The 25,164-nt window shown below is 74.8% G+C and carries 23 protein-coding genes; 9 read left to right on the forward strand and 14 right to left on the reverse strand.

Going from position 1 to position 25,164, the window contains the following annotated elements; all coding sequences use genetic code 11:
* Positions 1-41 precede the first annotated feature (41 nt).
* Complete coding sequence (locus tag CLV28_RS02100) at positions 42-1,199, forward strand: glutamate--cysteine ligase (protein WP_100421632.1); 1,158 nt, start codon at positions 42-44, stop codon at positions 1,197-1,199.
* 38 nt (positions 1,200-1,237) lie between these two features.
* The gene (locus CLV28_RS02105; RefSeq protein ID WP_100421633.1) at positions 1,238-3,508 is read left to right on the forward strand and encodes a M28 family peptidase; all 2,271 of its coding nucleotides are present in this window, start codon (positions 1,238-1,240) and stop codon (positions 3,506-3,508) included.
* Between the two features lie 61 nt (positions 3,509-3,569).
* On the opposite strand, the gene CLV28_RS02110 is transcribed toward CLV28_RS02105, so the two are convergent.
* Positions 3,570-4,259, reverse strand: a complete 690-nt coding sequence (locus CLV28_RS02110; protein WP_100421634.1) for a TetR/AcrR family transcriptional regulator — start codon at positions 4,257-4,259, stop codon at positions 3,570-3,572.
* Positions 4,260-4,378: 119 nt separating this feature from the next.
* Here CLV28_RS02110 and CLV28_RS02115 point away from each other — a divergent pair, with 119 nt between their 5' ends.
* Positions 4,379-6,835: an MMPL family transporter gene (locus CLV28_RS02115; RefSeq protein WP_100422338.1), complete on the forward strand. Its 2,457-nt coding sequence runs from the start codon at positions 4,379-4,381 to the stop codon at positions 6,833-6,835.
* A 100-nt stretch (positions 6,836-6,935) separates the two neighbouring features.
* Here CLV28_RS02115 and tsaD read toward each other — a convergent pair whose 3' ends face one another.
* Positions 6,936-7,985, reverse strand: a complete 1,050-nt coding sequence (gene tsaD, locus CLV28_RS02120) for a tRNA (adenosine(37)-N6)-threonylcarbamoyltransferase complex transferase subunit TsaD (protein ID WP_100421635.1) — start codon at positions 7,983-7,985, stop codon at positions 6,936-6,938.
* A gap of 135 nt (positions 7,986-8,120) precedes the next feature.
* Between tsaD and CLV28_RS02125 the strand changes: the two genes are divergently transcribed.
* Positions 8,121-8,765 carry a malonic semialdehyde reductase gene (locus CLV28_RS02125; protein WP_100421636.1) on the forward strand — a complete coding sequence of 215 codons (645 nt, stop codon included), beginning with the start codon at positions 8,121-8,123 and terminating at the stop codon, positions 8,763-8,765.
* A 143-nt stretch (positions 8,766-8,908) separates the two neighbouring features.
* A complete protein-coding gene (locus tag CLV28_RS02130; RefSeq protein ID WP_203968123.1) occupies positions 8,909-9,787 on the forward strand; it encodes an alpha/beta hydrolase in 879 nt (292 codons plus the stop codon).
* A 61-nt stretch (positions 9,788-9,848) separates the two neighbouring features.
* Here CLV28_RS02130 and CLV28_RS02135 read toward each other — a convergent pair whose 3' ends face one another.
* From CLV28_RS02135 to CLV28_RS02175, 9 genes are all read right to left on the reverse strand, one after another.
* Positions 9,849-10,727, reverse strand: coding sequence for a sulfurtransferase (locus tag CLV28_RS02135; protein ID WP_100421637.1), 879 nt, complete (start codon positions 10,725-10,727; stop codon positions 9,849-9,851).
* On the reverse strand, positions 10,724-11,287 hold the full coding sequence (gene rimI, locus CLV28_RS02140) for a ribosomal protein S18-alanine N-acetyltransferase (RefSeq protein ID WP_239073147.1): 564 nt from the start codon (positions 11,285-11,287) through the stop codon (positions 10,724-10,726). The genes CLV28_RS02135 and rimI overlap by 4 nt, the downstream gene beginning before the upstream one ends.
* A 146-nt stretch (positions 11,288-11,433) precedes the next feature.
* Positions 11,434-12,174, reverse strand: coding sequence for a tRNA (adenosine(37)-N6)-threonylcarbamoyltransferase complex dimerization subunit type 1 TsaB (tsaB, locus tag CLV28_RS02145; protein ID WP_100421639.1), 741 nt, complete (start codon positions 12,172-12,174; stop codon positions 11,434-11,436).
* 127 nt (positions 12,175-12,301) lie between these two features.
* On the reverse strand, positions 12,302-12,841 hold the full coding sequence (gene tsaE, locus CLV28_RS02150) for a tRNA (adenosine(37)-N6)-threonylcarbamoyltransferase complex ATPase subunit type 1 TsaE (protein ID WP_100421640.1): 540 nt from the start codon (positions 12,839-12,841) through the stop codon (positions 12,302-12,304).
* A complete protein-coding gene (alr, locus tag CLV28_RS02155; RefSeq protein WP_239073148.1) occupies positions 12,838-14,169 on the reverse strand; it encodes an alanine racemase in 1,332 nt (443 codons plus the stop codon). Before alr ends, tsaE begins: the two co-directional genes overlap by 4 nt.
* The gene (locus CLV28_RS02160; protein WP_100421641.1) at positions 14,166-15,146 is read right to left on the reverse strand and encodes a pseudouridine synthase; all 981 of its coding nucleotides are present in this window, start codon (positions 15,144-15,146) and stop codon (positions 14,166-14,168) included. The genes alr and CLV28_RS02160 overlap by 4 nt, the downstream gene beginning before the upstream one ends.
* A gap of 30 nt (positions 15,147-15,176) precedes the next feature.
* Positions 15,177-15,497: a cupin domain-containing protein gene (locus CLV28_RS02165; RefSeq protein ID WP_100421642.1), complete on the reverse strand. Its 321-nt coding sequence runs from the start codon at positions 15,495-15,497 to the stop codon at positions 15,177-15,179.
* 34 nt (positions 15,498-15,531) lie between these two features.
* Positions 15,532-16,239: a nucleoside/nucleotide kinase family protein gene (locus tag CLV28_RS02170; protein ID WP_100421643.1), complete on the reverse strand. Its 708-nt coding sequence runs from the start codon at positions 16,237-16,239 to the stop codon at positions 15,532-15,534.
* The gene (locus tag CLV28_RS02175) at positions 16,236-17,948 is read right to left on the reverse strand and encodes a bifunctional ADP-dependent NAD(P)H-hydrate dehydratase/NAD(P)H-hydrate epimerase (RefSeq protein WP_100421644.1); all 1,713 of its coding nucleotides are present in this window, start codon (positions 17,946-17,948) and stop codon (positions 16,236-16,238) included. Before CLV28_RS02175 ends, CLV28_RS02170 begins: the two co-directional genes overlap by 4 nt.
* Before the next feature lie 96 nt (positions 17,949-18,044).
* Between CLV28_RS02175 and CLV28_RS02180 the strand changes: the two genes are divergently transcribed.
* The 3 genes from CLV28_RS02180 to CLV28_RS02190 all read left to right on the forward strand — a co-directional run bounded on the left by CLV28_RS02180 (position 18,045) and on the right by CLV28_RS02190 (position 20,751).
* Positions 18,045-19,085 carry an LLM class F420-dependent oxidoreductase gene (locus CLV28_RS02180; protein ID WP_100421645.1) on the forward strand — a complete coding sequence of 347 codons (1,041 nt, stop codon included), beginning with the start codon at positions 18,045-18,047 and terminating at the stop codon, positions 19,083-19,085.
* Positions 19,086-19,090: 5 nt separating this feature from the next.
* Positions 19,091-19,582 (forward strand): DUF1990 family protein, encoded by a 492-nt coding sequence (locus CLV28_RS02185; RefSeq protein ID WP_170062611.1) that lies wholly within the window; start codon positions 19,091-19,093, stop codon positions 19,580-19,582.
* A gap of 191 nt (positions 19,583-19,773) precedes the next feature.
* Positions 19,774-20,751 (forward strand): type IV toxin-antitoxin system AbiEi family antitoxin domain-containing protein, encoded by a 978-nt coding sequence (locus CLV28_RS02190; RefSeq protein WP_100421646.1) that lies wholly within the window; start codon positions 19,774-19,776, stop codon positions 20,749-20,751.
* An 87-nt stretch (positions 20,752-20,838) separates the two neighbouring features.
* Here the strand turns inward: CLV28_RS02190 and CLV28_RS02195 are convergent, their stop codons facing one another.
* The gene (locus tag CLV28_RS02195) at positions 20,839-21,189 is read right to left on the reverse strand and encodes a holo-ACP synthase (protein WP_100421647.1); all 351 of its coding nucleotides are present in this window, start codon (positions 21,187-21,189) and stop codon (positions 20,839-20,841) included.
* A gap of 101 nt (positions 21,190-21,290) precedes the next feature.
* Positions 21,291-23,156 (reverse strand): glutamine--fructose-6-phosphate transaminase (isomerizing), encoded by a 1,866-nt coding sequence (glmS, locus tag CLV28_RS02200; RefSeq protein WP_100421648.1) that lies wholly within the window; start codon positions 23,154-23,156, stop codon positions 21,291-21,293.
* A gap of 155 nt (positions 23,157-23,311) precedes the next feature.
* Here glmS and coaA point away from each other — a divergent pair, with 155 nt between their 5' ends.
* Positions 23,312-24,298, forward strand: coding sequence for a type I pantothenate kinase (coaA, locus tag CLV28_RS02205; protein WP_239073149.1), 987 nt, complete (start codon positions 23,312-23,314; stop codon positions 24,296-24,298).
* Positions 24,299-24,301: 3 nt separating this feature from the next.
* On the opposite strand, the gene CLV28_RS02210 is transcribed toward coaA, so the two are convergent.
* On the reverse strand, positions 24,302-25,072 hold the full coding sequence (locus CLV28_RS02210) for a DedA family protein (RefSeq protein WP_244900133.1): 771 nt from the start codon (positions 25,070-25,072) through the stop codon (positions 24,302-24,304).
* Between the last annotated feature and the right edge of the window lie 92 nt (positions 25,073-25,164).

Genomic DNA, 25,164 nt, shown 5'->3' on the forward strand with positions numbered 1-25,164 from the left:
GACCGACCACGGCCCCCGGGCCACGACAGGAAGGGGCGACCATGGCGCACGCCGCACGCCCGTTCACGCTCCCGTTCGCGCAGTCGGGACGCTCCTCGATCGGGATCGAGTGGGAGCTCGCGCTCGTCGACGCCGACTCGGGCGACCTGCGCCAGGTCGCCACGACCGTGCTCGACGGCGTCCGGGGACCCGACGGCGCGGCGCACCCGAACGTCACGCAGGAGCTGCTGCTCAACACGGTCGAGGTCGTGAGCAACCCGCGCGCGACCGTGCGCGAGGCCGCGGACGACCTCGAACGCTCGATCGAGGACATCCGCGCCGTGACGGACCCGCTGCGCGTCGAGCTCATGTGCGCGGGCACGCACCCGTTCGCCCGCTGGGACCACCAGAAGGTCACCGACAAGAAGCGCTACAACGAGCTCATCGACCGCACCCAGTGGTGGGGGCGGCAGATGCTCATCTACGGCGTGCACGTGCACGTCGGCATCGAGAACCGCGACAAGGTGCTGCCGATCCAGCGCGCGATGCACACCGTGTTCGCGCACCTGCAGTCGCTCTCGGCGTCGTCGCCGTTCTGGGGCGGCAAGGACACGGGCTACGCGTCGAACCGCGCCCTGATGTTCCAGCAGCTGCCGACCGCGGGCCTCGGGTTCCAGTTCGACGAGTGGGCCGAGCTCGAGCACTACGTGGGCGACATGATGCACACGGGCGTGATCGACGGGTTCGACGAGGTGCGCTGGGACATCCGCCCCTCGCCGCGGTTCGGCACGCTCGAGATGCGCATCTGCGACGGCATCACCAACGTGACCGAGCTGCGCGCCATGGCCGCGCTCACGCACTGCCTCGTCGAGCACTTCTCGACGCTGCTCGACCGCGGCAAGGAGCTGCCGTCCCTGCCGGCGTGGTTCCTGCAGGAGAACAAGTGGCGCTCGGCGCGCTACGGCATGGACGCGATCATCATCCTCGACCGCGCGGGGGACGAGGGGCTGGTCACCGACGCCGTCGCGCGGCTGATCGACGAGCTCGCGCCGGTCGCCTCGCGGCTGGGCTGCGCGGACGAGCTCGAGGACCTGCGCATCACGCTGCGCCGTGGCGCGTCGTACCAGCGCCAGCGCGCGGTCGCCCGGCGCAACGCGGGCGAGCTCGACGCGGTCGTCGCGTCCCTCGTCAAGGAGATGCGCGCGGGCAAGCCGCTCTGATTCTTCGCATCGCGCGAACACCCTGTACGGTGCGCTGCGTGACGCAGACCACGTCGCGAGCGACGACGCTCGCCAGCCTCCTCGCCCTGCTCGTCCTCACCGTGCTCGCGGTCCTCGCCGTCCGCCCGCCCGCGCCGCACGCTGCGGACGCCCCGGCCGACGAGTTCAGCGCCCAGCGCGCGTTCGAGCACGTCGAGGCCGTGGGCCAGGAGGTCCACCCGCACGGCAGCGCGGCCGCCGACGACGTGCGCGACCACCTCGTGCGCGAGCTCGAGCACCTCGGGCTCGACCCCGAGGTCACGCGCTCGGTCGGCGAGGAGGGCAGCCTCGGCGACCAGGCCCGCGTCGCGAGCGTCCAGAACGTCGTCGCGACCATCCCCGGCACCGACCCGACCCTGCCGGTGTTCCTCGTCGCGCACTACGACTCGGCCGAGGTCTCGCACGGCGCGAACGACGACGGCGCGGGCGTCGCGACCCTGCTCGAGACCGCCCGCGCGCTGCGCGAGGGCCCCGCGCTGCGCAACGACGTCGTGCTCGTGCTGACCGACGCCGAGGAGGCCTGCCTGTGCGGCGCCGAGGCGTTCGCGACGTCCGACCCGCGCGCGGCCGACGGCGGCGTCGTGCTCAACGTCGAGGCCCGCGGGTCGTCCGGCCCGGCCATCATGTTCGAGACCTCACGCGGCAACGCCGACCTCGTCGACGAGTACGCGAAGGTCCCCTACCCCGTCGGCAGCTCGATGGCCGTCGAGGTCTACCGGATCCTGCCCAACGACACCGACTTCTCGCCGTTCCGCGACGACGACCGCTTCACCGGCCTCAACTCCGCGTACATCGACGGCTCCGCGACCTACCACGCGCCGCAGGACACGCCCGACCGCATGGACCTCGCGAGCCTCCAGCAGCACGGGTCGAACATGCTCGCGCTCGTGCGCTCGATCGGCGACGCCGACGTCGCGGCGCTCGCCCGCCCCGCGTCGTCCGACTCCACCTACTTCCCCCTGCCCGGCGGCGTGCTCGCCCGCTACCCCGGCGCCCTCGTGTGGCCGCTCGCCGCGCTCGCCGTCGTCGCGGCGCTGGGCCTCGCGGTCGTCACGGTCCGCCGGGGTCGGACGACGCCCGCCCGGGTCGCGCTCGGCACCGCGGCGGCGCTCGTACCCGTCGCGCTCGCCGCGGTCGGTGCGCAGCTCTTCTGGCTGCTGCTCGTCGCGGTCCGGCCCGGGTACGGCGAGATGCTCGACCCGTGGCGCCCGTGGTGGTTCCGCGTCGCGGTGCTCGCGATCGTCGCGACCGTGCTGACCGGATGGTTCGTCGCGTTCCGCCGCTGGCTCGGCGCGCCCGCGCTCGCGATCGGGTCGCTCGTGCTGCTCGCGCTCGTCGGCGTCGGGCTCGCGGCCGCGGTGCCGGGCGGCGCGTACCTCGCGACCCTCCCCGCGCTGGCGTGCGCGATCGGCGGCCTCGTCGCCGTACGACTGCGCGACGGCTGGGCCGCACGCGCCGCGACCACCGCGGGAGCCGCCGTCGGCGTACTCGTGCTCGTGCCCGTGACCCTGCTGTTCTTCCCCGCGCTCGGGCTCGCGACGGGCGCCGCGCCCGCGGTGTGCGCCGTGCTGCTCGGGCTCGCGCTCGTGCCGCTGCTCGGCACCCTCCTGCCGCGCGACCGGCGGTGGTCCATGAGCCTCGTCGGAGGGTTCGCGGCGCTCGCGGTCGCGTTCACCGCGACGGGCCTCGCGGTCGACGGGTTCGACGCCGACCACCCCGAGCCGACGCAGCTCATGTACGCGCTCGACGCCGACACGGGCGAGGCGCAGTGGGTCTCGGGCGAGAGCAGCCCGAGCCCGTGGACCGCGCAGTACGTGAGCACCGCGACCGACGTCTCCGCCGAGTACCCGATGGTGCACGGCGACGTCTGGACCGGCCCCGCCGAGGCCGCCGACCTGCCGGCGCCCACCGCCGAGCTCACGGCCGACATCACGTCGGGCGACACGCGCACCCTCACGTTCACTCTGCGCCCGGGCCGCGACGTCCGCTACGTCGACGTGGTCGGCGACGGCGTGCGCTCGGCGACCGTCGCCGGGCGCGACGTGCCCGTCGAGGACGGCCACCTCGACGCGCGCTACTACGCGCCCGACGCCGACGGCGTGCAGGTCGTGCTCGAGACCGCCGCGGGCGGGCCGCTCGACCTGCAGCTGTTCGACGGCGGCGAGGGGCTCGAGGACCTGCCCGGGTTCGTCGCGCGGCCCGACGACGTCGGGGTCATGGGATCGCACACCTCGGAGCTCGTGCTCGTGCGCAGGAGCGTCACGCTCTGAGGCGTCGCGCGCTGTCATCACGCTCTGAGGCCTCACGCCACGAGCGCCGTGGCCCGAGCCCTCAGGAGGCGCCCGGCGCGCGGGTGCCGCCCAGCCCGATCCAGCGCGTGAGCACCTCCTGCGCGACCTCCTCGTCCAGGGGCGGGGGGACGTCGGGCACGGCGCCCGCGCGCAGCCCCGCGGTGAACAGCGCGAGGTAGCGGCGCCACGCGTCGGGCGCGAGGTCCACGCTGTGCCGCGCGAGCTCGCTGACCATGCACCAGAGCATGCCGACGTCCTGCACCGTGACGTCGGGGCGCACCGTGCCCTCGACGCGCGCCCGGTCGACGAGGCTCTCGACGTAGGGCAGGAACAGGTGCTCGGGACCGTCGTCGAGAGGGTCCGTGCGCTGCGAGAGCAGCAGGTCGCGCAGGCCCACGTTGGACGAGAGCAGCACGAGGCCCTCCTCGAGGAGCAGCACGAGACCCGACCACGCGTCGTCCGACCGCTGGGCCGCGTCCGCGACCGCGAGCATGCGCGCGACCTCCTCGTCGAGGGCCGCCGCGACGAGGGAGTCCTTGTCCGGGAACCGCCGGTAGACCGTCCCCACCCCGACGCCCGCGTGCCGGGCGATCTCGTTGAGCCCGGCCTCGAGCCCGTGGCGGGCGAACACCTCGCGCGCGGCGTCGACGATGCGGCGTCGGTTGCGCTCGGCGTCGGCGCGCAGCGGCCGAGCGTCGACGGGGGTTCCGCGTACGGTGGGAGACGTCACACGGACATCCTACCGAGATAACTGGATAGCCCGTATCCGCTCGCCGTACAGTGGCACGCAGCACCCCCGCGCCCGACGACACGGGCACGCGGACCGGCCCCATCGAGGAGACACCTTCCATGGCAGAACTGCTGTACCGGCTCGGCCGGGGCTCGGCCCGACGGGCCTGGCTCGTCGTCGTCGTCTGGATCCTGGCGCTCGCCGCCGCCGGCGGCGCCTACGCCGCGTTCGGCGGCACGCTCTCGAGCGCCGTCACGATCCCCGGGACCCCGACCACCGACGTGACCGACATGCTCGAGGAGGAGATCCCCTCGACCTCGGGCGGCACCGCGAACATCGTGTTCACGTCGGCCGACGACGCGCCCCTCACGGACGACCAGCAGGCCGCGATCTCGACGCTGCTCGGGGACCTGACCGACGTCGACGGCGTCAGCGCCGCGATCGACCCGTTCTCGACCGAGGTCGACCGCGAGAAGCAGTCGCAGGACCTCGCCGACGGCCAGGCGCAGCTCGACGCCGGACGCGACCAGCTCACGCAGCAGCAGGCCCAGCTCGACGCCGCGGGCGTCGACATGCCCGAGCAGCAGGCCCAGCTCGACGCCGCCGCCGACGAGCTCGACGCGCAGCAGGCGCAGATCGACCAGGGCACGGCCCTGCTCGACATGGCCTCGGACATCCGCACCGTCTCGGAGGACGGCACGACCGTCGTCGGCATCCTTCAGTTCGACAAGCCCATCTTCGAGGTCAGCGAGGACGTCAAGGGCGAGGTCCGTGACGAGGTCGACGCCGCGCAGATCGACGGCGTGGAGTCGTACGTCTCGGCCGACCTCGCCGAGATGCTCCCCTCGCTCGGCATCGCCGAGGTGCTCGGCGTCGTGATCGCCGCGATCGTGCTCTTCGTCATGCTCGGCACGATCGTCGCCGCGGGCCTGCCGCTCATCAACGCGCTCGTGGGCGTCGGCGTCGCCGCGCTCGCCGCGCTCGCGCTCTCGGGCAGCGTCGAGATGATGACCGCGACCCCGATGCTCGGCGTCATGATCGGGCTCGCCGTGGGCATCGACTACTCGCTGTTCATCCTGCACCGGCACCGGCGCCAGCTCCGCGAGGGGTACACGGTCGAGGAGTCCATCGGGCTCGCGACCGGGACGTCCGGCACCGCCGTGGTGTTCGCCGGCATGACCGTGTTCATCGCCCTGCTCGCGCTCAACGTCACCGGCATCCCGTTCCTCGGCGTCATGGGCTCGGTCGCGGCCGGCGGCGTGCTCGTCGCGGTGCTCGTCGCGATCACCCTGCTGCCCGCGATGCTCGGCCTCGTCCAGGAGCGCGTGCTCAAGCGCTCCGAGCGCGCGGCCCGCGCCGAGCTCGCCGCGGCGCCCGGCCCCGCCGCCGCCGCCGAGACCGCCGCCGACCCCGCGGCGGACCGCCCCATGTCGACGCCGCGCGTCGTGCTGCGCCTCGTGCTCGGCGTCGCCGCGCTGCTCGTCATCGCGATCCCCTCGCTCGACATGCGGCTCGGCCTGCCCGACGGCTCGTCCGAGGCGGTCGACTCGCCGCAGTACCAGGCGTACGCGATCACCGCCGACAAGTTCGGCGCGGGCGTCAACGGCCCGCTGCTCGCGGTCGCCGAGCTCGACGAGGCCGTGCCGGCCGACCAGACCACCGCCGAGCAGGTCGAGCTCGGGCAGGCCCTCATGGGCCTCGACGACGTGGTCGCGGTCGCCCCAGTGGGCGTCTCCGACGACGGCACGGTGTTCGCGTTCCAGGTCGTGCCCGTCGACGGGCCGTCGAGCGTCTCGACCGAGGAGCTCGTGCACACCCTGCGCGACACGACCGTCCCCGGCACCGACGCGACGTTCGAGGTCGCGGGCGCCGCGAGCGGCAACATCGACATCTCCGAGATCCTCTCGGACTCGCTGCCGCTGTACCTGACGGTCGTGATCGGCCTGTCCCTGCTGATCCTGATCCTGGTGTTCCGCTCGATCCTGCTGCCCGTGGTCGCGACGCTCGGGTTCATCCTGTCGCTGTTCGCCGCGTTCGGCGGGGTCACCGCGATCTACCAGTGGGGCTGGCTCGGCAGCGTGTTCGGCGTGCACGACCCGGGCCCGGTGCTGAACTTCCTGCCGACGATCCTCATCGGCGTGCTGTTCGGCCTCGCGATGGACTACCAGCTGTTCATCGCCTCGGGCATGCGCGAGGCGTACGTCCACGGCGCGCCCGCCCGCGTCGCCGTGGTGCACGGCGTGCGCGCCGGCCGCGCTGTCGTCACGGCCGCCGCGATCATCATGATCTCGGTGTTCGGCGGGTTCGTGTTCTCCGACCTGTCGATGATCCGGCCCATCGGGTTCGCGCTCGCGTTCGGCGTGCTCGTCGACGCGTTCCTCGTGCGCATGACGATCATGCCCGCCGTCATGCACCTCGCCGGCGACAAGGCGTGGTGGATCCCGCGCTGGCTCGACCGGATCATGCCCGACGTCGACGTCGAGGGGGCCGCGCTCGAGCGGCACCACCCGCACGCCGAGGCCGACGCCCCGGCCGGGACGCCCGAGGAGTCGCGCGAGGCGACGCCGCGCGCCTGACCCGAGCCCGGCACGACGACGGCGCGTGACCCCCGCGGGGGTCACGCGCCGTCGTCGTCCGTCGGGCCGCCCGCGGAAACCTGCGCGGGCGGTCGGGAGGTCAGACCGTGACGGTCGTGAGCGGCATCGACGAGTCGACACCGATGCCCAGGTCGGACGGCGCGACGCCCGCGCGCACGACCGCCGAGCCGAGCGCGGCGATCATCGCCCCGTTGTCGGTGCAGTAGCGGATCGGCGGGATGCGCAGCTCGATGCCCGCCTCGGCGCAGCGCAGTGCCGCCATGTCGCGCAGCTGGCTGTTCGCCGAGAACCCGCCGCCGACCACGAGCGTGTCGACGCCGTGCCGCTGGCACGCCGCGATGGTCTTGGCCGTGAGGACGTCCGCCACGGCGTCCGCGAACGACGCCGCGACGTCCTCGAGCGAGAACGCCTCCCCAGCGTCCTGACGCGTCTCGACCCAGCGGGCGACCGCCGTCTTGAGACCCGAGAACGAGAAGTCGTACGCGTGCTCCGCCTGGTCCTTGCGCGCCGTCAGGCCGCGCGGGAACCGGATCGCGGTCGGGTCGCCCTCGCGCGCGAGCCGGTCGATGTGCGGGCCGCCGGGGTACGGCAGGCCGAGCAGGCGCCCGACCTTGTCGAACGCCTCCCCCGCGGCGTCGTCGAGCGTCGAGCCGAGCTCGGTGACCGACGTCGCGACGTCGTCGACGAGCAGCAGCGACGAGTGCCCGCCCGAGACCACGAGCGCCATGACGCGCTCGGGGAACTCGCCGTGCACGAGCTGGTCGACCGCGGCGTGCCCGATCACGTGGTTGACGCCGTACAGCGGCTTGTCGAGCGCGACCGCGAGGGACTTCGCGGCCGACACGCCGATCGTGAGCGGCCCCACGAGGCCCGGGCCCGCGGTCACCGCGATCGCGTCGACCTCGTCGAGCGAGACGCCCGCCTCGCCGAGCGACCGCTCGATCGTGGGGACCATCGCCTCGAGGTGCGCGCGCGACGCGACCTCGGGGATGATCCCGCCGTAGCGCGCGTGCTCGTCCATCGAGCTCGCGACGGCGTCGAACAGCAGGTCGTTGCCGCGCACGAGCGCGACGCCCGTCTCGTCGCACGAGGTCTCGATGCCGAGGACGAGGGGATCTCCGGATGCCATGCGTCCGAGGATAGTCGGCGCGGGCGGGCGCGGGCACGGCCCCCGGCCTCGGACGACGCCCTCGCGGGCCGCCGTGTCGCTGACGTCACACGCCGAGCAGGAATGCACCCCCGGCACCAGATCGTTGCCCGAGGCATGAGCACTGACATCCTCGCCCCCGCCGTCGACGCCCCCCACGACGACCTCCTGACGATCGACCCCGAGACGGCCGACCTCCTCTTCCGTGAGGCCCGCACCGTCGTCCGGTTCGACGACGGCGACGTGAGCGACGCCCAGGTCCAGGCCGCGTACGACCTCGTGCGCTGGGGCCCGACCATGATGAACACCCTGCCGCTGCGCCTGCTCCTGGTGCGCACCCCCGAGGCCCGCGAGCGCCTCGCCGCGCACATGAACGAGGGCAACCGCGCCAAGACCCTCGCCGCGCCGCTGACGATCGTCGCCGCCGCCGACCCGGCGTTCCACGAGCGCATGGACGTGCTCGCCCCCCACATGCCCGGTGCGCACGACATGTTCGAGGGCTACGGCGTCGACGGTCGCGCGGACGTCGCGCAGCAGTCCGCGCTCATCCAGATCGGCTACCTCGTCGTCGGCCTGCGCGCCGCGGGCCTGCACGCCGGCCCCATGGGCGGGTTCGACAAGGACGGTGTCGACGCCGAGTTCTTCGCCGAGAACGGCTGGCGCTCGCAGCTCGTGATCAACGTGGGCACGCCCGCCGCCGAGGGCGCCTCGTACCCGCGCCAGGCGCGCCTGTCGTTCGACGAGGTCTCGACCGCCGTCTGACGCACGGACCCTGCCGAGCACGAGGTCGACCACGAGGTCGAGCACGACCGAGGGGTCGGGCACGCGCGGCGCCGCCGCGCGTGCCCGACCCCCTCGGCGCGTCCCGCCGACCCTCGTGGGGCGCGCGGTGGCACACTCGGTGCGTGCTGAGCCGCAGAGGGTTTCTCGTCGCCGGCGCGTCCACCGTGCTGGTGGGCGCGGGCGTCGCCGCCGGGGTCGCGACCGACGTCCTGCCGGGCCGCGGCTGGGCGCTGCGTCACCTCGGCCTGGTGGGCGAGCCGGGCGTCGTGCCGGACGACGTCCCCGGCCCGCGTCACGACGCGACGTTCACCTCGGCCGCGCGCGGCACGGACGTCGCCTGGACCGTCGCCTACCCGCCGGGCTCGACCCCCGGCGACACGCTCGGGGTGTGCGTCGTCCTGCACGGCAAGGGAGGCGACCACACCTCGGCCTTCGACACGGGTCTGCACCTCGACCGCTACCTCGCGGCCGCCGTCGCCGCCGGGACCCCCGCCTTCGCGCTCGCGAGCGTCGACGGCGGCAACGGGTACTGGCACCCCCGCGCGTCGGGGGACGACGCCGGCGCGATGGTGCTCGACGAGCTCGTCCCCCGGCTCGCGGAGCTGGGACTGGCGACCGACCGGATCGGGTTCCTCGGCTGGTCCATGGGCGGCTACGGCGCCCTGCGCCTCGGGGCGTTGCGCGGCGCGGGCACGGCGGCCGTGGTCGCCGAGAGCCCCGCGCTCTGGGAGGACGCCGCCGACACGGCCCCGGGCGCGTTCGACGACGCCGAGGACTTTGCGGAGCACGACGTCATGGGCCACCAGGCCGACCTCGCCGGCGCGCCGGTGCGCGTCGACTGCGGCACGGCCGACCCGTTCGCTCCCGCGACGCGCGCCTACCGCGACGGGTTCGCGACGCCGCCCGCGGGCGGGTTCGAGCCGGGCGAGCACACCAACGACTACTGGCGCCGCATGGCGCCCGCGCAGCTCACGTTCCTCGGTCGGCACCTCGCCGGGTAGCGCCCGGCGGCTGAGCCGCCCGTCGTGTTCAGGTGCCGGTCGCGATCAGGCGCCGTCGTGTTCAGGCGCCCGTCGCGACCGGGCGGTCCGGGTCGTTCGACCACTGCGACCACGAGCCCGCGTAGAGCACCGCGTCGACGCCGACGATCGCGAGCGCCGCGACCTCGTGCGCGGCCGTCACGCCGGACCCGCAGTACACGCCGACCTCCCCCCGCCCCGGGACGCCGAGCGCCGCGAACCGGGCCCGCAATGCGTCGTCGGGCAGGAACGTGCCGTCGGCCGTGAGGTTGTCGGACGTCGGGGCGCTGACCGCCCCGGGGACGTGACCGGCGCGCGGGTCGACCGGCTCGACCTCGCCGCGGTAGCGCTCGCCCGCGCGGGCGTCGAGCAGGACGCCCGACGACGCGAGCCGGGCCGCGTCGTCCGCGTCGACCGTGCCCCCGGACGGCGTCACGGTCAGGTCGCCGGGCTCGGCCCGCACCTCGCCGTCCTCGACCGGGAGCCCGGCCCGCTCCCACGCGGCAAGGCCGCCGTCGAGCAGGCGGACGTCGGTGTGCCCGGCCCAGCGCAGCAGCCACCACGCGCGCGCCGCGGACGTGCCGCCCACCGCGTCGTACACCACGACGCTCGCGCCGGCGCGCACGCCCCAGCGCCGTGCGGCGGCCTCCAGCACGGCCGGGTCGGGCAGCGGGTGCCGTCCCTCGGCCGCGGACGGCGGGCCGGCGAGCTCGGTCTCGAGGTCCACGAACACCGCGCCGGGCACGTGCGCCTCGAGGTAACGCTCGCGTCCGTCGGTCTGCCCGAGCGCCCACCGCACGTCGAGCACGACGGGCGGCTCGACGTCGTCGAACGCCCCCGCGACCTGCTCCCCCGGGGCGTCGGCGAGCCCGAGCGCCGCCGCGAGCCCGGCGACGTCGACGAGCACATCGGCGCGGCTCATGCGCCGACCGGTCCGGGGCCGGCGTCGGCGGCGCGGAGCTCGAGCCGCATGACGTACGCGTCGACCCCCTCGGGCTGGTAGTACTTCTTGCGCACCGAGATGCGCGTGAACCCGTACCCCTCGTAGAGCCGGATCGCGGGCTCGTTGTCGACCCGGACCTCGAGCAGCACGGCCTGCGCGCGCACGGCACGGGACCGGTCGAGCAGCGCCTCGAGCAGCGCGCGCCCGACGCCACGGTGCTGGACCGCGGGGTCGACGCCGATGGTCATGATCTGCACGACCTCGTCGTCGAACCACAGGCCCGCGTAGCCGACGACGTCCTGCGGGCCGACCGTGTCGGGGCGTACGGGCTCGGCCGCGACGTACCAGCGACCCCAGCCCCCGAGCTCGTCGGCGAGCATCCCGTAGCTCCACGCGCCGCGCCCGAACAGCACCTGCTCGAGCTCGACGACGCGACGCAGGTCGGGCGCCTCGAGCGGCCGCAGCCGCACCTCGTACGGCGCACGGTCGGCGAGGGACGCCGGCTGCGCGGGGCCGGTCTGCGCGGGTCCAAGCTGCACAGGTCCGGTCTGCGCTGATCCAGGCTGCACAGGTACAGGCTGCACAGGGCCGGTCTGCGCGGGCGTCTCGGGCGCCGCGGGTCCGGGCTCGGGCGTCTCGGCCCGCCCCGCGTCGTCCGCGTGGACGTCGGGGGCGCCCGCGACGCTCATCGTCCTGCCGCTCCTGCGGCCGGTGCCGTCGCGCGCTTGCGCTCGGCCGGCAGCTGCACGTCGGGGCGTCGCAGGTACAGGGGTTCGGTCGGGAGGTCCTCGCCCGCGTCGCGGCGCGCGAGCGCGAGCCGCGCGAGCACGACCGGGTCGAGCGCGACGTCGGGCGCGGTGCGCAGCCCTGCGAAGGCGTCGGCGTAGAGGCCGACGCCGGGGCCGACGGCGACGGCACGGGCACCGACGCCGTCCGCCGCGAGCGCCGCGGCGTCGGACGCGGCGCACACGTCGAAGTCGTGCGTGCGTACGAGCCGCGGTACGCCGTACGGGCCGTCGGCGGTCTCGACCACGTAGTGGGCCCGGTAGACCTGCTTGCGGCGCGCGTCGGTCGCGACGAGCACCGCGTCGTCCGCCACCAGGGCGAGGTCGAGGACGGCCTGCGCGGCGACGGCGTCGAGGCTCGGCACGCCGAGCACGGGCACGCCGAGCGCGAGGGCGAAGGTCCGCGCGGTCACGAGGCCGACGCGCAGCCCGGTGAACGGCGCCGGTCCCGTGCCGCCGACCACGGCGCGCACGTCGGTGCGGGCGACGCCGGCCTCGGCGAGCAGGTCGGTGATCAGCGGGGCGAGCAGCTCGGCGTGCCGACGCTGCTCGGGGACGCTCGCGGAGGCGAGGCGGGTGCCGTCGTCGGCGACGATCGCTGCAGCGACGGATGCGGAGGTGTCGATCGATACGAGTGCCACGGCCCCAGCCTACGACCCCTGCCCCACGGCCGACCGGATCCCCCACGGCCGAACGCAACCTTGTGCACCGCGAACGGGCCGATCGTGGTGCACAAGGTTGCGTTCGGCCGGGGGTGTGGCCGGTCGGTCAGGCCGGGGCGCCCGGCAGCGCGACCGCGTCCCAGCGCGCGCCGAGCGCACGCAGCGTCACGCGCCGCACGCCCGCCTCGAGACCGTCGAGATCGGCGTCGTGCGCGGCGATCCCGCCCCGGGGGCGCGCGAGGTCGATCTCGAGCCGGTCCTCGGCGAGCGCCTCGGCGAGCCCGGCACCCCACTCGACCACGGTCACGGCCTCGTCGAGGCTCGAGTCGAGGTCGAGCGCGTCGAGCTCGTCGAGGGACCCGAGCCGGTACGCGTCGACGTGCACGAGCGCCGGACCGTCGGCGAGCGGCGGGTGCTCGCGCGCCACGATGAACGTCGGCGACGCGACCTGACCGCGCACGCCGAGCCCCGCGCCGAGGCCCTGCGTCAGGGTCGTCTTGCCCGCGCCCAGGTCGCCCGTGAGCACCACGAGGTCGCCCGCGCGCAGCACGTCGGCGAGGGCACGGCCGAACGCGCGGGTCGCGTCGGCGTCGGGCAGGTCGAAGCTCACCTCGCGCACGAGGTCCTCCTTGTTCTCGGTGGTCATGCGGTCCCCCGGTCGTACGGAACCTCGTCGTGCGGGCCCGATCCACGCGAGCTCTCGCCGTCCGGACCCTGCTCCCGCAGGTCGCCGGCGAGCCCGCCCACGTAGGTGCGCGGCACGCGCGCGCCGAGGCGGGTCACGATCTCGTAACTGATGGTGCCCGCGGCGTCCGCCCAGTCCTGCGCGGTCGGGGCACCGCCGTGCGCGAGGCCCGCGCCGGCGCCGAACAGCGTCACGACGTCACCCGCGCGCTCGGTCGCGTACGGGCCGAGGTCGAGCACGAGCTGGTCCATGCAGACGCGCCCCGCGACGTGCAGCACGCGCGCGCCGTCGGGCAGCGCCCCGCTCGCGGCGTCCGCGGCGTCCGCCCCGCCCACGAGCACGGGCCCGCCGGGGTGGCCGGGCTCGCCCGACGCGTGCCGCGGGATCCCGTCGGCGTAGCCGAGCGGGACGACGCCGAGCGTCGTCTCCTGCGTCGTGACGTACCGGTGGGCGTACGAGACGCCCTGGCCGGCGGGCACGCGCTTGACGTTCGCGAGGCGCGCCTCGAGCGTCATCGCGGGGGTCAGGCCGTGGTCGGCGGACGACGCGATCTGCGGCACGGGCGTGAGCCCGTACACCGCGATCCCGGGGCGCACGAGGTCGTAGTGCATGCGCGGCGCGGTGAGCGTGGCCGCGGAGTTCGCCAGGTGCCGCACCTCGAGCGCGGCGCCCGCCTGCTCGACGAGGCGCACCGCGTCGTCGAACACCTCGGCCTGGTGCAGCACGGTCGGGTTGCCGGGCTCGTCCGCGAACGCGAGGTGCGACCACACGCCGACGACGTCGATCAGTCCCTCGGCGCGCGCCGTCATCGCGTCGGGCAGCACGCGCGCGAGGTCGGGGGGCACGAGGCCGTTGCGACCGAGCCCGGTGTCGACCTTGAGGTGCACGCGCGCGACGCGGCCCGTCGCCCGGGCGGCCGCGACGACCTCGGCGAGCGCCCAGTCGGCGTGCACCGAGACGTCGACGTCGGCCTCGAGCAGCGCGGCCAGGGGCGCCCCGGGCGCGTACAGCCAGGTCAGCACGCGGGCGTCCGCAGCGGTGATCCCCGCGGCGCGCAGCGCGAGCGCCTCGGCGACCTGCGCGGTGCCGAGCCACGTCGCACCGCCCGCGAGCGCCGCGCGGGCGGCGGGGACGAGCCCGTGGCCGTAGGCGTCGGCCTTGACGACGGCCATGACGGCCGCGGACGGCGCGTGGGCGGCCAGCGCCGCGACGTTCCCCGCGATCGCGTCGAGGTCGACGACGGCACGGGCCGGGAACGTGGTGCTGGTGCTCACACGGTCGTCGCTCACGCCTGCGATTGTCTCACTCCGGGCCAGCGCTCCAGCGTGCGCCGGGACTCGAACCTGCGCGGGGCGCCCGTGAGGGGGTCGTCGAACTCGATCGACCGGGCGAGCAGCTGGAGCGGGTCGGTGAAGTCGTCGAGCGCGCGGCGGCGCAGCTCGGGGTAGAAGTCGTCGCCGAGGATCGGCACCCCGAGTCGCTGCATGTGCAGGCGCAGCTGGTGCGTCTTGCCGGTGCGGGGCCGCAGCCGGTAGCCCGCGAGATCGTGCCCGGCGGTCTCGATCTCGACGAGGCTCTCGGCGTTCGGCTCGCCGTCGACCTCGAACGCGCGCGGGACCCCGCGCTCCTTGACGATGCGGCTGCGCACCGTCGCGGGCAGCGCGAGGTCGGGGTCGAACCGTGCGACGGCGGCGTACTCCTTGCGCACGCGCCGCTGCGCGAACAGGGTCTGGTAGGGCCCGCGCGCCTCGGGCCGCACGGTCAGCACGAGCACGCCCGCGGTCGCGCGGTCGAGCCGGTGCGCGGGCACGAGCTCGGGCAGGTCGAGGTCGCGGCGCAGGCGCACGAGCACGGACTGCACGACCCACGCCCCGCGCGGGATGGTCGACAGGAAGTGCGGCTTGTCGACGACGAGCAGGTCGTCGTCACGGTGCAGCACGTCGACCTCGAACGGGACGTGCGGCTCGTCGGCGGGCGGGTCGCGGTGCACGAACACCGTGGCGCCGGGCCGGTAGGGAGTCGAGGCCGTCACGGGCTGCAGCCACGCGTCGAGCACCTCGCCCTCGACGACCTTCTGCGCGACCCGCGCCGCGTCGTCCGGGAACCGACCCACCAGGTAGTCGAGCACTGTCGCCGGGTCGGGCGTCCCCTCGGTCGCGAGCCCGCGCAGCACGTCGAGCGGCGGCAGGACGACGCGGGTCGGGTTGAGCCCGTCACGCAGCGGGGGGACGGGCGCACGGCGGCGCGTGGTGCGGCGGGCGGGCATGCCCCGAGCCTAAGCCGGGCCGGGGCGCCGTCAGCCCTCGGGCGTGCGCTGCACGATCAGCACCTGCATCGCGGTCGTCGCCCACGAGGTGTGCTGCTCGCCGCGCACCCACTCGACGGCGTCCCCGGCGCGGACGGGGTGCGCGACGTCGTCGTCGCCCGCGACCAGGCCCTCCCCGCCGATCACGAGGAACGTCTGGTCGGCGCCCGCGGGGTGCCGCGGCAGGCTCGCCCCGGGCTCGAGGTACGCGAGGTCGACGCGCGAGCGTGTCCCTCGCGTCCAGTCGAGGGCGAGCGTCATCGCGACCCCGTCGACGCCGATGTCGTCCTTCGTGGTGCGCCGGATCCTCATCCGCGCAGCGTAGACCGCCGGTCGCCCTCGAGGGTCACGTCCTGGCCCCCTCCTCGGGGCGGGAAGGGGCCGGGAGGTGGCGCTCGAGACCGCTGCCGTCGACCACGAGGTCGGCGCGGTCGCGCAGCGCCGCGACCACGCGCGCGTTCGCCTCGTCCGAGCGTGCGACCCAGGCCTCGGCGTCGGCCGGGGTGCGGCCGTGCGCGACGTGCCGCGCGACGAGCCGAGCCCGCCGCACGTCGTCGGGCAGGTCGAGGTACCAGACCTCGTCGAGCAGGCCGCGGACGCCGACCCACGGGTCCGCGGCGCTCGTGACCACGGTCCGGTCCGGGGTCAGCGAGCCGAGCAGGTAGTTGCCCTCGGTCACCACGACGCGCACCGCGGGCGGGACCTCGATCGCCCCGGCCACGGCGTCCTCGATCTCGCGCCGGAACTCGGGCGCCCAGACCGTCGCGCCCTCGTCGCGGAGCCGTCCCAGGAGTGCGAGGTACCCCGCGACGTCGAACGTGTCCGGCGCGCCCTTGCGCTCGCGTCGTCCGAGGCGCACGAGCGCGGCGTCGGCCAGGTGGAACCCGTCCATGGGCACGACGACGGCGGGCACGTCGCGTTCGCCGAGCGCCGCGACGAGCGCGGCCGCGACCGTCGACTTGCCCGCGCCGGGCGCTCCCGCGACGCCCACGAGCGCGCGGCGGTCGCGGGCGAGCCGGACGCACCGCTCGGCGAGCGCCGCGACGCCCGTCACTCGTCGTCCTCGAGCAGCTCCGCGATCACCCCGGGCACGGTGTCGGCCACGTCGAGCGCCGCGACGGGCCCGCCGGGGTTGAGGCGGTCGGCGGCGAGCCCGTGCACGAGCGCCGCGGACGCCGCGAGCCGCGCCACGCCCTGCGGCTCGTGCACGAGGCGCTCGGAGTACGCCGCGAGCAGGGTCGCGACGATGCCGGTGAGCACGTCGCCGGCGCCCGCGGTCGCGAGCCACGGCGGCGCGTCGGCCTGCGAGTACACGACCCCGGGCCCGACCACGACGGTCGCCGATCCCTTGAGCAGCACGGTCGCGCCCGTGCGCTCGTGCGCACGCACCGCGTGCTCGAGCGGGGCGGCCTCGACGTCCTCGCGGGTCACGCGCTGCCCGAGCGCGCGCAGCAGCCGGGCGAGCTCGCCGGCGTGCGGCGTCAGGAGCGCGGACGCCGGGAGCCGGGCCGCGTCGTCCGCGGCGAGGAGCTCGGCCACGACGTCGAGCGCGCCCGCGTCGATGACCGCGGGCACGCGCCGACGTCCGTCGCCGTCGTCGCGACCCTCGTCGCGCAGCGGCGCGGTGACGTCGGCCAGCGCGTCCTGGATCCGGGCGCGCTGCCCGGCGTCGTCCGCGCCGTCGGCGGGGACGCCGGGGCCGAGGGCCCACGCCTGGACCCGCCCGACGGCCGGCACGACCTCGGGTCGCATCGTCACCACCAGCGACCCGACCGCGTCGGGCCCGACGTACCGGACCATGCCCGCGCCCGCGCGCACGGCGGCGGTCGTGGTCAGCACGGCCGCGCCGGGGAACGACGGCGTGCCCGCGACGACGCCGACGACGCCGCGCGAGTACTTGTGGTCGTGCGGGCCGGGCACGGGCCACAGCTCGGCGACGTCGTCGTCGCGCAGACGGCGCACCGCGGGCTGGACCCCGAGCTCGACGATCGGCTGGCTCAGCCCGATGTCGACGAACCGCAGGTCTCCCGCGAGGTGGGTCGCGGGCGGCAGCAGCAGACCCGGCTTGGTCGCGCCGAACGTGACCGTGAGGTCGGCCCGGAGGACCGGGCCGGGCACCGTGCCGTCGTCGACACCGATCCCGCTGGGCACATCGACCGCGACGACCCGCGGACGCCGACGCCGGGCCGGGCGCGTGCGCGCGTCCTCGCCGTCGGTCGAGCCCTGGATCACGAAACCGGGGCCCGTGCTCGGACGGGCGGCGTCCAGCACGCGTTCGAGCTCGCCCGCACCAGTGAGCGCGCTCACGAGGTCGGCGGCTGCGCCGCGCAGGGCGCCGCGCGCACCGATGCCGAGGATCCCGTCGAACACGATGTCGGCCGCGAGCACGTCCGCGACGGCGCTCGACCAGCCGTCGGCGGCAGGCCCGCCCGAGAGGTCGACGAGCGTCCCGCCCGCCTCCGCGAGCGCCTCCCGCCCCTCGTCGTGCACCGTCGCGCTCGTCGCGAACGCCGTGACCTGCGCTCCCCTGCCCGCAAGGATCGCGCCCGCGTGCAGCGCGTCGCCGCCGTTCGACCCGCTGCCCACCAGGAGCGCGACGCGCATGCCGTCGAGGCTCGCCCCCGGGTCGCCGGCCGCCGCGACGAGCTCGGGCGACGACGCCGCGGCGAGCGCGGTCGAGGCGAGCGTCATGAGCGGCACGCCCTGCGCGAGCAGGGGCTCCTCGGCGGCGCGCACGTCGGCCGCGGTCCAGGCTTCGATCATGCGCTCATGATGCCGGTTCGGCCGGGGCCACGCAGCGCCCGCCCCGGCGCGAACGCCCGACCCGCGAGCCAGGAGGCGCCCGGGTACGTTGGACGCATGCGATTCGGACTCTTCATCCCGCAGGGCTGGCGGCACGACCTCGTCGGCATCGACCCCTCCGAGCAGTGGGAGACCATGCGTTCCCTCGCCCGGTACGCAGACACCACGGCGGCGGGCGAGGGCCTGCCGGGCGACGCGCCGGCGTTCGAGTCGGTGTGGGTGTACGACCACTTCCACACCGTGCCCGAGCCCTCGACCGAGGCCACGCACGAGGCCTGGAGCCTCATGGCCGCGTTCGCCGCGTCGACCGAGCGCGTGCGCCTCGGGCAGATGTGCACGTGCATGGCCTACCGCAACCCCGCCTACCTCGCGAAGGTCGCCGCGACGGTCGACACGATCTCGGGCGGCCGCACCGAGATGGGCATCGGGGCGGGCTGGTACGAGCACGAGTGGCGCGCGTACGGCTACGGGTTCCCGACCGCCGGGGACCGCCTCGCCGCGCTCGACGAGGGCGTGCAGATCATGGCGTCGATGTGGCGCGAGGGTTCGTCGACCTTCCACGGCTCGTACTACTCGACCGACGGCGCCCTGTGCTACCCGCAGCCGCTCCAGCACGGGGCCGGCGACGGCGTCGGGCCGTCGATCCCGCTGTGGATCGCGGGCGGCGGGGAGAAGAAGACCCTGCGGACCGCCGCGAAGTACGCGCAGTACACGAACTTCGACGGCTCGCCCGAGGGGTTCGCGCACAAGTCGTCGGTGCTCGAGGCGCACTGCACGGACGTGGGCCGGGACTTCGGCGAGATCACGCGGTCCGGCAACTACAACGTCATCATCGGGGCGGACGACGCGGCAGTGCGCGACCGCCTCGCGTGGGCCGAGGACCACTACCGTCGCGTCGTGCCCGCGAAGGCCGACGGCGAGATCGAGAGCCTGCGCAACGGTCCGCTCGTCGGCACCCCCGAGCAGATCGTCGAGACGCTGACCACGCTGCAGGGCCTCGGCATGGAGTACGCGATCACGTACTTCCCGGACGCCGCGTACGACCGCGCGTCGCTCGAGCTGTTCACGCGCGAGGTCGTCCCGGCGCTGCAGGGCTGACCGCGGTGCCCGGGACCGACCCGACCCGGGGCGCCCGGGACCGACCCGACCCGCCACACGGCCTCGCCGTCGTGCGGCGGGTCGGTACCGGACCCGGCGCCCTCGCCGCCGCGCGCGACGCCGTCCTCACGTGGCAGATGCATCGCCGTGCCGGCGTCCGCGTCCGGGCCGACGGGCCCGCCGTCGTGGGTGGGGTCGTCGCCGTCCGCCTGGGCCCGGCGCTGCTGGGCCTGCACGGGTCGTGCGTGGTGGTGCACGTCGAGGACGGCCCGGGGACCTTCACGATGACGTACCAGACCCTCGACGGTCACGCCGAGTCCGGGACGCAGACCTTCGCGCTCTTCACGACCAGCGACGGCGCGGTCTGGGGCGACGTCTCGTCGGTGTCGTCTCCCCGGCCGGTCCTGCGCCGTCTCGGCGCGGTCGGGATCCTCGGCCAGCAGGCCATCGCGCTGAGGTACCTCGGGGCGCTGCGCCGCATCGCCGAGACACCGTGACCCGCCGCCCCCTCCAGCCGCCGAACCGGCGATCGTGCTCGCTCGCGGCATCCTGAGTGATCACACGTGCCGGGTCGCCGGCCCACGACCACCGGTTCGACGGTCGGCCACAGGGCGCGCCGAGGCGCCGCCGTCCACACCCGCGTCGACACCCGCCGCACGACGACGTCCGCGCGCGCTGGGATCAGCGCATGCGCCGCACACCCCTGCCCCCTCAGATCCTCCGTCTGGCCCGTGCTCAGGCCGGACTCGTCAGCACCCGGCAGTGCGACGCCGCCGGGATCGGCCCCACCGTGCGCCGGGGCCTCGTCGCCCGCCGGGAGTGGACCCGACCAGGACGCGGGGTCTACGACACGACGCCCGGTCCGCGCTCGGTCGACGACGGACGCCGCGCGGCCGCCTGGACCGCGCTCCTCGCGTTCGGGCCCGACGCCGTGGCGGTCGGCGCGTGCGCCCTCGTGATGCACCGGGTCGCCGGGCTGCCGTCGCGCATCACGCCCGAGGTCGCGATGCCCGGGGCCGACCGACGCCGCACCCGCGACCAGATCGTGTGCCGCCACTTCGACACCGACCTGCGGACCGTCCTCGTCGCCGGACGGCGGGTCGTCGCCCTCGACCTCGCGCTGGCGCAGGCGGTCCCCGAGCTCTCCCGCGCCCACGGGCTCGCGGTCCTCGACGACGTCCTGCACCGGGGGCTGCTCGACCGGTCAGGGCTCGACCGTGTGCACGACCTCGCGCGCGGACGTCGCGGCGTCGCCTCCCGGCACGAGCTCTGGGCGTTCGCGGACGCGCGGTCGGAGTCGCCGCTCGAGTCGTTCGCGCGGCTCGACTGCATCGACGCCGGGGTGCCGCCCGACGTCCTGCAGCTGCCGGTCCTGGACCTGGCGGGTCGAGTGCGCGCCCGGGGCGACATGGCCTGGCGGCTTCCCCACGGCCGCTGGCTCGTCGCCGAGGTCGACGGGCGTGAGGTCCACGGTCTGCCCGACGCGGTCTACGCCGACCGCAGTCGGCAGAACGCCCTCGTCGGCACCGGGCGGATCGACGTGCTGCGGTTCACGTCGCACGACCTCGGGCGGATCGGGACGACGGTGCGCGGCGTGCTCGCCCGGGCGCGAACCGGCGATCCTGTCCCGCCGATCCGGTCGTCGTGGTGGTTCGACGGCCCGTGAGCGACCATGATCGCCGGTTCGGCGACAGGAGGGCGGGGCCAGCAGGAGGGCAGGGCCGGCAGGAGGGCAGGGCCGGCAGGAGGGGGCTCAGCCCTCGGCGACGACCATTGCCGAGGCGATCCCCGCGTCGTGCGAGATGCTCAGGTGGAAGCTCACGATCCCGAGCTCGGCCGCCCGGGCCGCGACCGTCCCCGTGATCTCGACCTCGGGCGGTCCGCCCGGCACCCGGTGCACGGTCGCGTCCTGCCACGACATGCCACCGGGCGCCCCGAGGGCCTTCGCGATCGCCTCCTTGGCGGCGAACCGCGCGGCGAGCGACGCGGACGCGAGCTCGCGCTCGGCGGGCGTGAAGAGCTTCTCGCGCAGCCTCGGGGTGCGCGCGAGCGTCGCCATGAACCTGTCGACGTCCACCACGTCGATCCCGACACCGATGATCATCGCGCCAGCCTACGGGTCATGATTCGCCGACCCGGCGATCGTGATCGCCCCGAGATCCGGGAACGACGACAATCGCCGGTTCGGCGCAGCAATGGTCCGTGCTACTCGACCGTGACCGACTTGGCCAGGTTGCGGGGCTGGTCGACGTCGAGGCCCTTCGCGGTCGCGAGCGCCATCGCGAAGATCTGCAGCGGCACGGTCGCGAGCAGGGGCTGCAGGAGCGTCGGCGCCTGCGGGATCCAGAAGATCTCGTCGGCGTAGGGCAGCACCGCGTCGTCGCCGTCCTCCGCGATCACGAGCGTGCGCGCCCCGCGCGCCCGGATCTCCTGGATGTTCGACACGACCTTCGAGTGCAGCGAGTCGCGCCCGCGCGGCGAGGGGACGACGACGAACACTGGCTGGCCCTCGTCGATGAGCGCGATCGGTCCGTGCTTGAGCTCGCCCGCGGCGAAGCCCTCGGCGTGGATGTACGCGAGCTCCTTGAGCTTGAGCGCGCCCTCCATCGCGACCGGGAACCCGACGTGCCGGCCGAGGAACAGCACCGACGAGGCCCCGCGCATCGACCGCGCGACCGCGCGCACGTACTCGCCGCGCTCGATCACGGTCTGGATCTTGCGGGGCATGTCGCGCAGGTCGTCGAGCAGCGTCGCGATCTCGTCGGGGAACTTGTTGCCGCGCAGCTGCGCGAGGTACAGGCCGAGCAGGTACGCGGCGGTGATCTGCGACAGGAACGCCTTGGTCGAGGCGACCGCGATCTCGGGGCCCGCGTGCGTGTAGAGCACCGCGTCGGACTCGCGCGGGATCGTCGAGCCGTGCGTGTTGACGATCGAGACGACCTTGGCGCCCTGCTCGCGCGCGTGCCGCACCGCCATGAGCGTGTCCATCGTCTCGCCGGACTGCGTGACCGCGACGACGAGGGTCTTCTCGTTCACGATCGGGTCGCGGTAGCGGAACTCGTGCGCGAGCTCGACCTCGACGGGGATGCGGCACCAGTGCTCGATCGCGTACTTGGCGACGTGCCCCGCGTAGGCGGCGGTGCCGCACGCGATCACGATGATCTTGTCGATCGAGCGCAGCACGGCCTCGTCGATGCGCACGTCGTCGAGCACGAGGCGCCCGTCCGCGTCGGTGCGTCCGAGCAGCGTGTCGCCCACGGCCTGCGGCTGGTCGTGGATCTCCTTGTCCATGAAGGACTCGAAGCCGCCCTTCTCGGCGGCCGCGGCGTCCCAGTCGACCGTGAAGTGCTTGGCCTCGGCGGGCGCGCCGTCGAAGTCGAGGACCTCGACCGCGTCGGGGCGGATCGTGACGACCTGGTCCTGGCCGAGCTCGAGGGCCTCGCTCGTGTGCGCGACGAACGCCGCGACGTCCGAGCCCATGAAGTTCTCGCCGTCGCCGAGGCCGACGACGAGGGGTGAGTCGTGGCGCGCGCCGACGACGGTGCCGGGCAGGTCGGCGTGCACCGCGAGGAGCGTGAACGTGCCCTCGAGGCGGCGCGCGACCTCGCACATCGCGGTCGTGAGGTCCTTGCTGTCGCGGTAGGCCCGCGCGAGGAGCTGGGCCGCGACCTCGGTGTCGGTCTCGGACGCGAACGTCACGCCCTCGTCGACCAGCTCGGCCTTGAGCACCGCGAAGTTCTCGACGATCCCGTTGTGGATCACGGCGAGGCGGCCGTCGTCCGCGAGGTGCGGGTGCGCGTTGCGGTCGGTCGGTCCGCCGTGCGTCGCCCAGCGCGTGTGCCCGATCGCGGCGCTGGCCGCGGGCAGCGGGTTCGCGTCGATCTCCGCGACCAGGTTGGCGAGCTTGCCCGCCTTCTTGGCCGCCGCGACCTGTCCGTCACCCGCTCCGACGAGCGCGACGCCCGCCGAGTCGTAGCCCCGGTACTCGAGCCGGCGCAGCCCTTCCAGGACGACGTCGAGGGGTCGCCCCGAGGTCTCCTGCGGCCCTACGTATCCCACGATTCCACACATGATCTGGGAGTGTATCCCGACCCCGCGACACCCTCTCGGCCGCACGATCCTGCGGTTTTTTGCGACCACCCCCAACGATTCCCGAACCTCCGACGGACGCCGCCCCGGCCCGACCGCGGCGCGCCGCCGCACGCGGATCAGGCAGAATCGGACGTGTGGCACAGCCCTTGGAGCCCCTCGCGGGCACACCGTTCGCGCACCTGAGCGAGCACCCGACCCCGTACGTCGACCTCGACCGCGCCGCGTGGAGCAGGCTCTCGTCCTCGACCCCGCTGCCGCTCACCGACACCGACGTCGAGCACCTGCGCGGCCTGGGCGACCCGATCGACCTCGCGGAGGTCGACGCGATCTACCGTCCGCTGTCGCGGCTGCTCAACCTGTACGTGCAGGCGACCTCGGGGCTGCACGACGTGACGAGCACGTTCCTGGGCGAGCACCCGGCCCGTACGCCGTACGTGATCGGCGTCGCCGGGTCGGTCGCGGTCGGCAAGTCGACGACCGCGCGCGTGCTGCGCGAGATGATGGCGCGCTGGCCCGAGACCCCGCGCGTCGAGCTCGTCACGACCGACGGGTTCCTCTACCCCAACGCCGAGCTGCGTCGGCGCGGGCTCATGGAGCGCAAGGGGTTCCCGGAGTCGTACGACCGGCGCGCGCTCGTGCGGTTCCTCTCGCGCGTCAAGGCTGGGCAGTCCGAGGTGCGCGCCCCGGTCTACGACCACCTGACGTACGACATCGTCAAGGGCGCCGAGGCGGTCGTGCACCGACCCGACGTCCTCATCGTCGAAGGACTGAACGTGCTCCAGCCCGCGCGACCGAGCGGCGCCGACGGGTCCACGGTCGCCGTGAGCGACTTCTTCGACCTGTCGATCTACGTCGACGCGCGCACGCGCAACATCCGGCAGTGGTACGTCGACCGGTTCCTCAAGCTGCGCCGGACCGCGTTCGCCGACCCGTCGTCCTACTTCAACCGCTACGCGGGCCTGAGCGACGACGAGGCCGTGGCGACCGCCAAGCGGATCTGGGACTCGATCAACGCGCCGAACCTCGAGGAGAACATCCTCCCGACGCGGGGTCGCGCGACGATCGTCATGACCAAGGGGCTGGACCACACGGTCCAAAGGGTCCGGCTGCGCAAGCTCTGAGCGTCAGCCGTCGGCGCGGGCCCGCGCCGGGGCGCGCACGGCCTCGGACGCCGCCCGGCCGGCGTGCTCGGGCGCCGTGGCGTCGACCGCGTCCGCGGTCTCGGCACCGGCCTCCGCCGCGCCGGCGACGAGCTCGGCGGGCAACGGCGGGATGGGCGAGAGCGGGCGCGCGCCGGGGCGCGAGCTCCACCAGGCGACGGCACGGTCGACCAGCAGCCCGGTCGCGACGCCCAGCACCACGCCGACCGCCATGGCGAGCAGCATGTTGTGGCCGAGCCACTGCGCGGCGACGATCCCGATCGCGACCGCGTACAGGCCCCACGCGACCGCGGCGATGCCCGAGTAGACCATGAAGCGGCGGCGCGGGAACCCGAGCGCCCCGGCCGACATGTTGACCGCGACGCGCCCCACGGGCACGTACCGGGCCGCGAGGATGAACGACGCCCCGCGCGTGGCGAGCGCGTGCCGCGCCCACACGACGGCCTTGAGGCCGCGCCGCGAGCGCAGGAACGGGATGCGCTCGGTGCCGATCCGGCGCCCGAGCCAGTAGGCGACCTGGTCGCCCGTCCAGGCGGCGACCATCGCGACCCCCAGCACGACCCAGAGGTTCGCCGCGCTCTCGCCCCACGACGCGACCGCGAGCGTGATGACGACGGACTCGCTGGGGACGGGCGGGAAGAACCCGTCGACCATGACCATGGTGAACAGCGCCGGGTACACCCACAGCGACGACGACAGCGCGATGATCCAGGTCTCGAGGTTCTCGAGGAACACAGTCAACGGGTCGTGCACGGAGGACCTCGGTTCGTCGGCCGCGCGGGACGCGGTCAGGCGGGAGTCGAGCAGGGCCGTCGGCCCTCGGGACG

The sequence above is a fragment of the Sediminihabitans luteus genome, assembly GCF_002797595.1.
Lineage (GTDB): Bacteria > Actinomycetota > Actinomycetes > Actinomycetales > Cellulomonadaceae > Paraoerskovia > Paraoerskovia lutea.

Coding starts and splice junctions, on each gene's coding strand:
- CLV28_RS02100 (WP_100421632.1), top strand. CDS start 42: ATGGCGCACGCCGCACGCCCGTTCACGCTCCCGTTCGCGCAGTCGGGA.
- CLV28_RS02115 (WP_100422338.1), top strand. CDS start 4,379: ATGGCAGAACTGCTGTACCGGCTCGGCCGGGGCTCGGCCCGACGGGCC.
- tsaD (WP_100421635.1), bottom strand. CDS start 7,985: ATGGCATCCGGAGATCCCCTCGTCCTCGGCATCGAGACCTCGTGCGAC.
- CLV28_RS02125 (WP_100421636.1), top strand. CDS start 8,121: ATGAGCACTGACATCCTCGCCCCCGCCGTCGACGCCCCCCACGACGAC.
- CLV28_RS02135 (WP_100421637.1), bottom strand. CDS start 10,727: ATGAGCCGCGCCGATGTGCTCGTCGACGTCGCCGGGCTCGCGGCGGCG.
- tsaE (WP_100421640.1), bottom strand. CDS start 12,841: ATGACCACCGAGAACAAGGAGGACCTCGTGCGCGAGGTGAGCTTCGAC.
- CLV28_RS02160 (WP_100421641.1), bottom strand. CDS start 15,146: ATGCCCGCCCGCCGCACCACGCGCCGCCGTGCGCCCGTCCCCCCGCTG.
- CLV28_RS02165 (WP_100421642.1), bottom strand. CDS start 15,497: ATGAGGATCCGGCGCACCACGAAGGACGACATCGGCGTCGACGGGGTC.
- CLV28_RS02175 (WP_100421644.1), bottom strand. CDS start 17,948: ATGATCGAAGCCTGGACCGCGGCCGACGTGCGCGCCGCCGAGGAGCCC.
- CLV28_RS02180 (WP_100421645.1), top strand. CDS start 18,045: ATGCGATTCGGACTCTTCATCCCGCAGGGCTGGCGGCACGACCTCGTC.
- CLV28_RS02190 (WP_100421646.1), top strand. CDS start 19,774: ATGCGCCGCACACCCCTGCCCCCTCAGATCCTCCGTCTGGCCCGTGCT.
- CLV28_RS02195 (WP_100421647.1), bottom strand. CDS start 21,189: ATGATCATCGGTGTCGGGATCGACGTGGTGGACGTCGACAGGTTCATG.
- glmS (WP_100421648.1), bottom strand. CDS start 23,156: ATGTGTGGAATCGTGGGATACGTAGGGCCGCAGGAGACCTCGGGGCGA.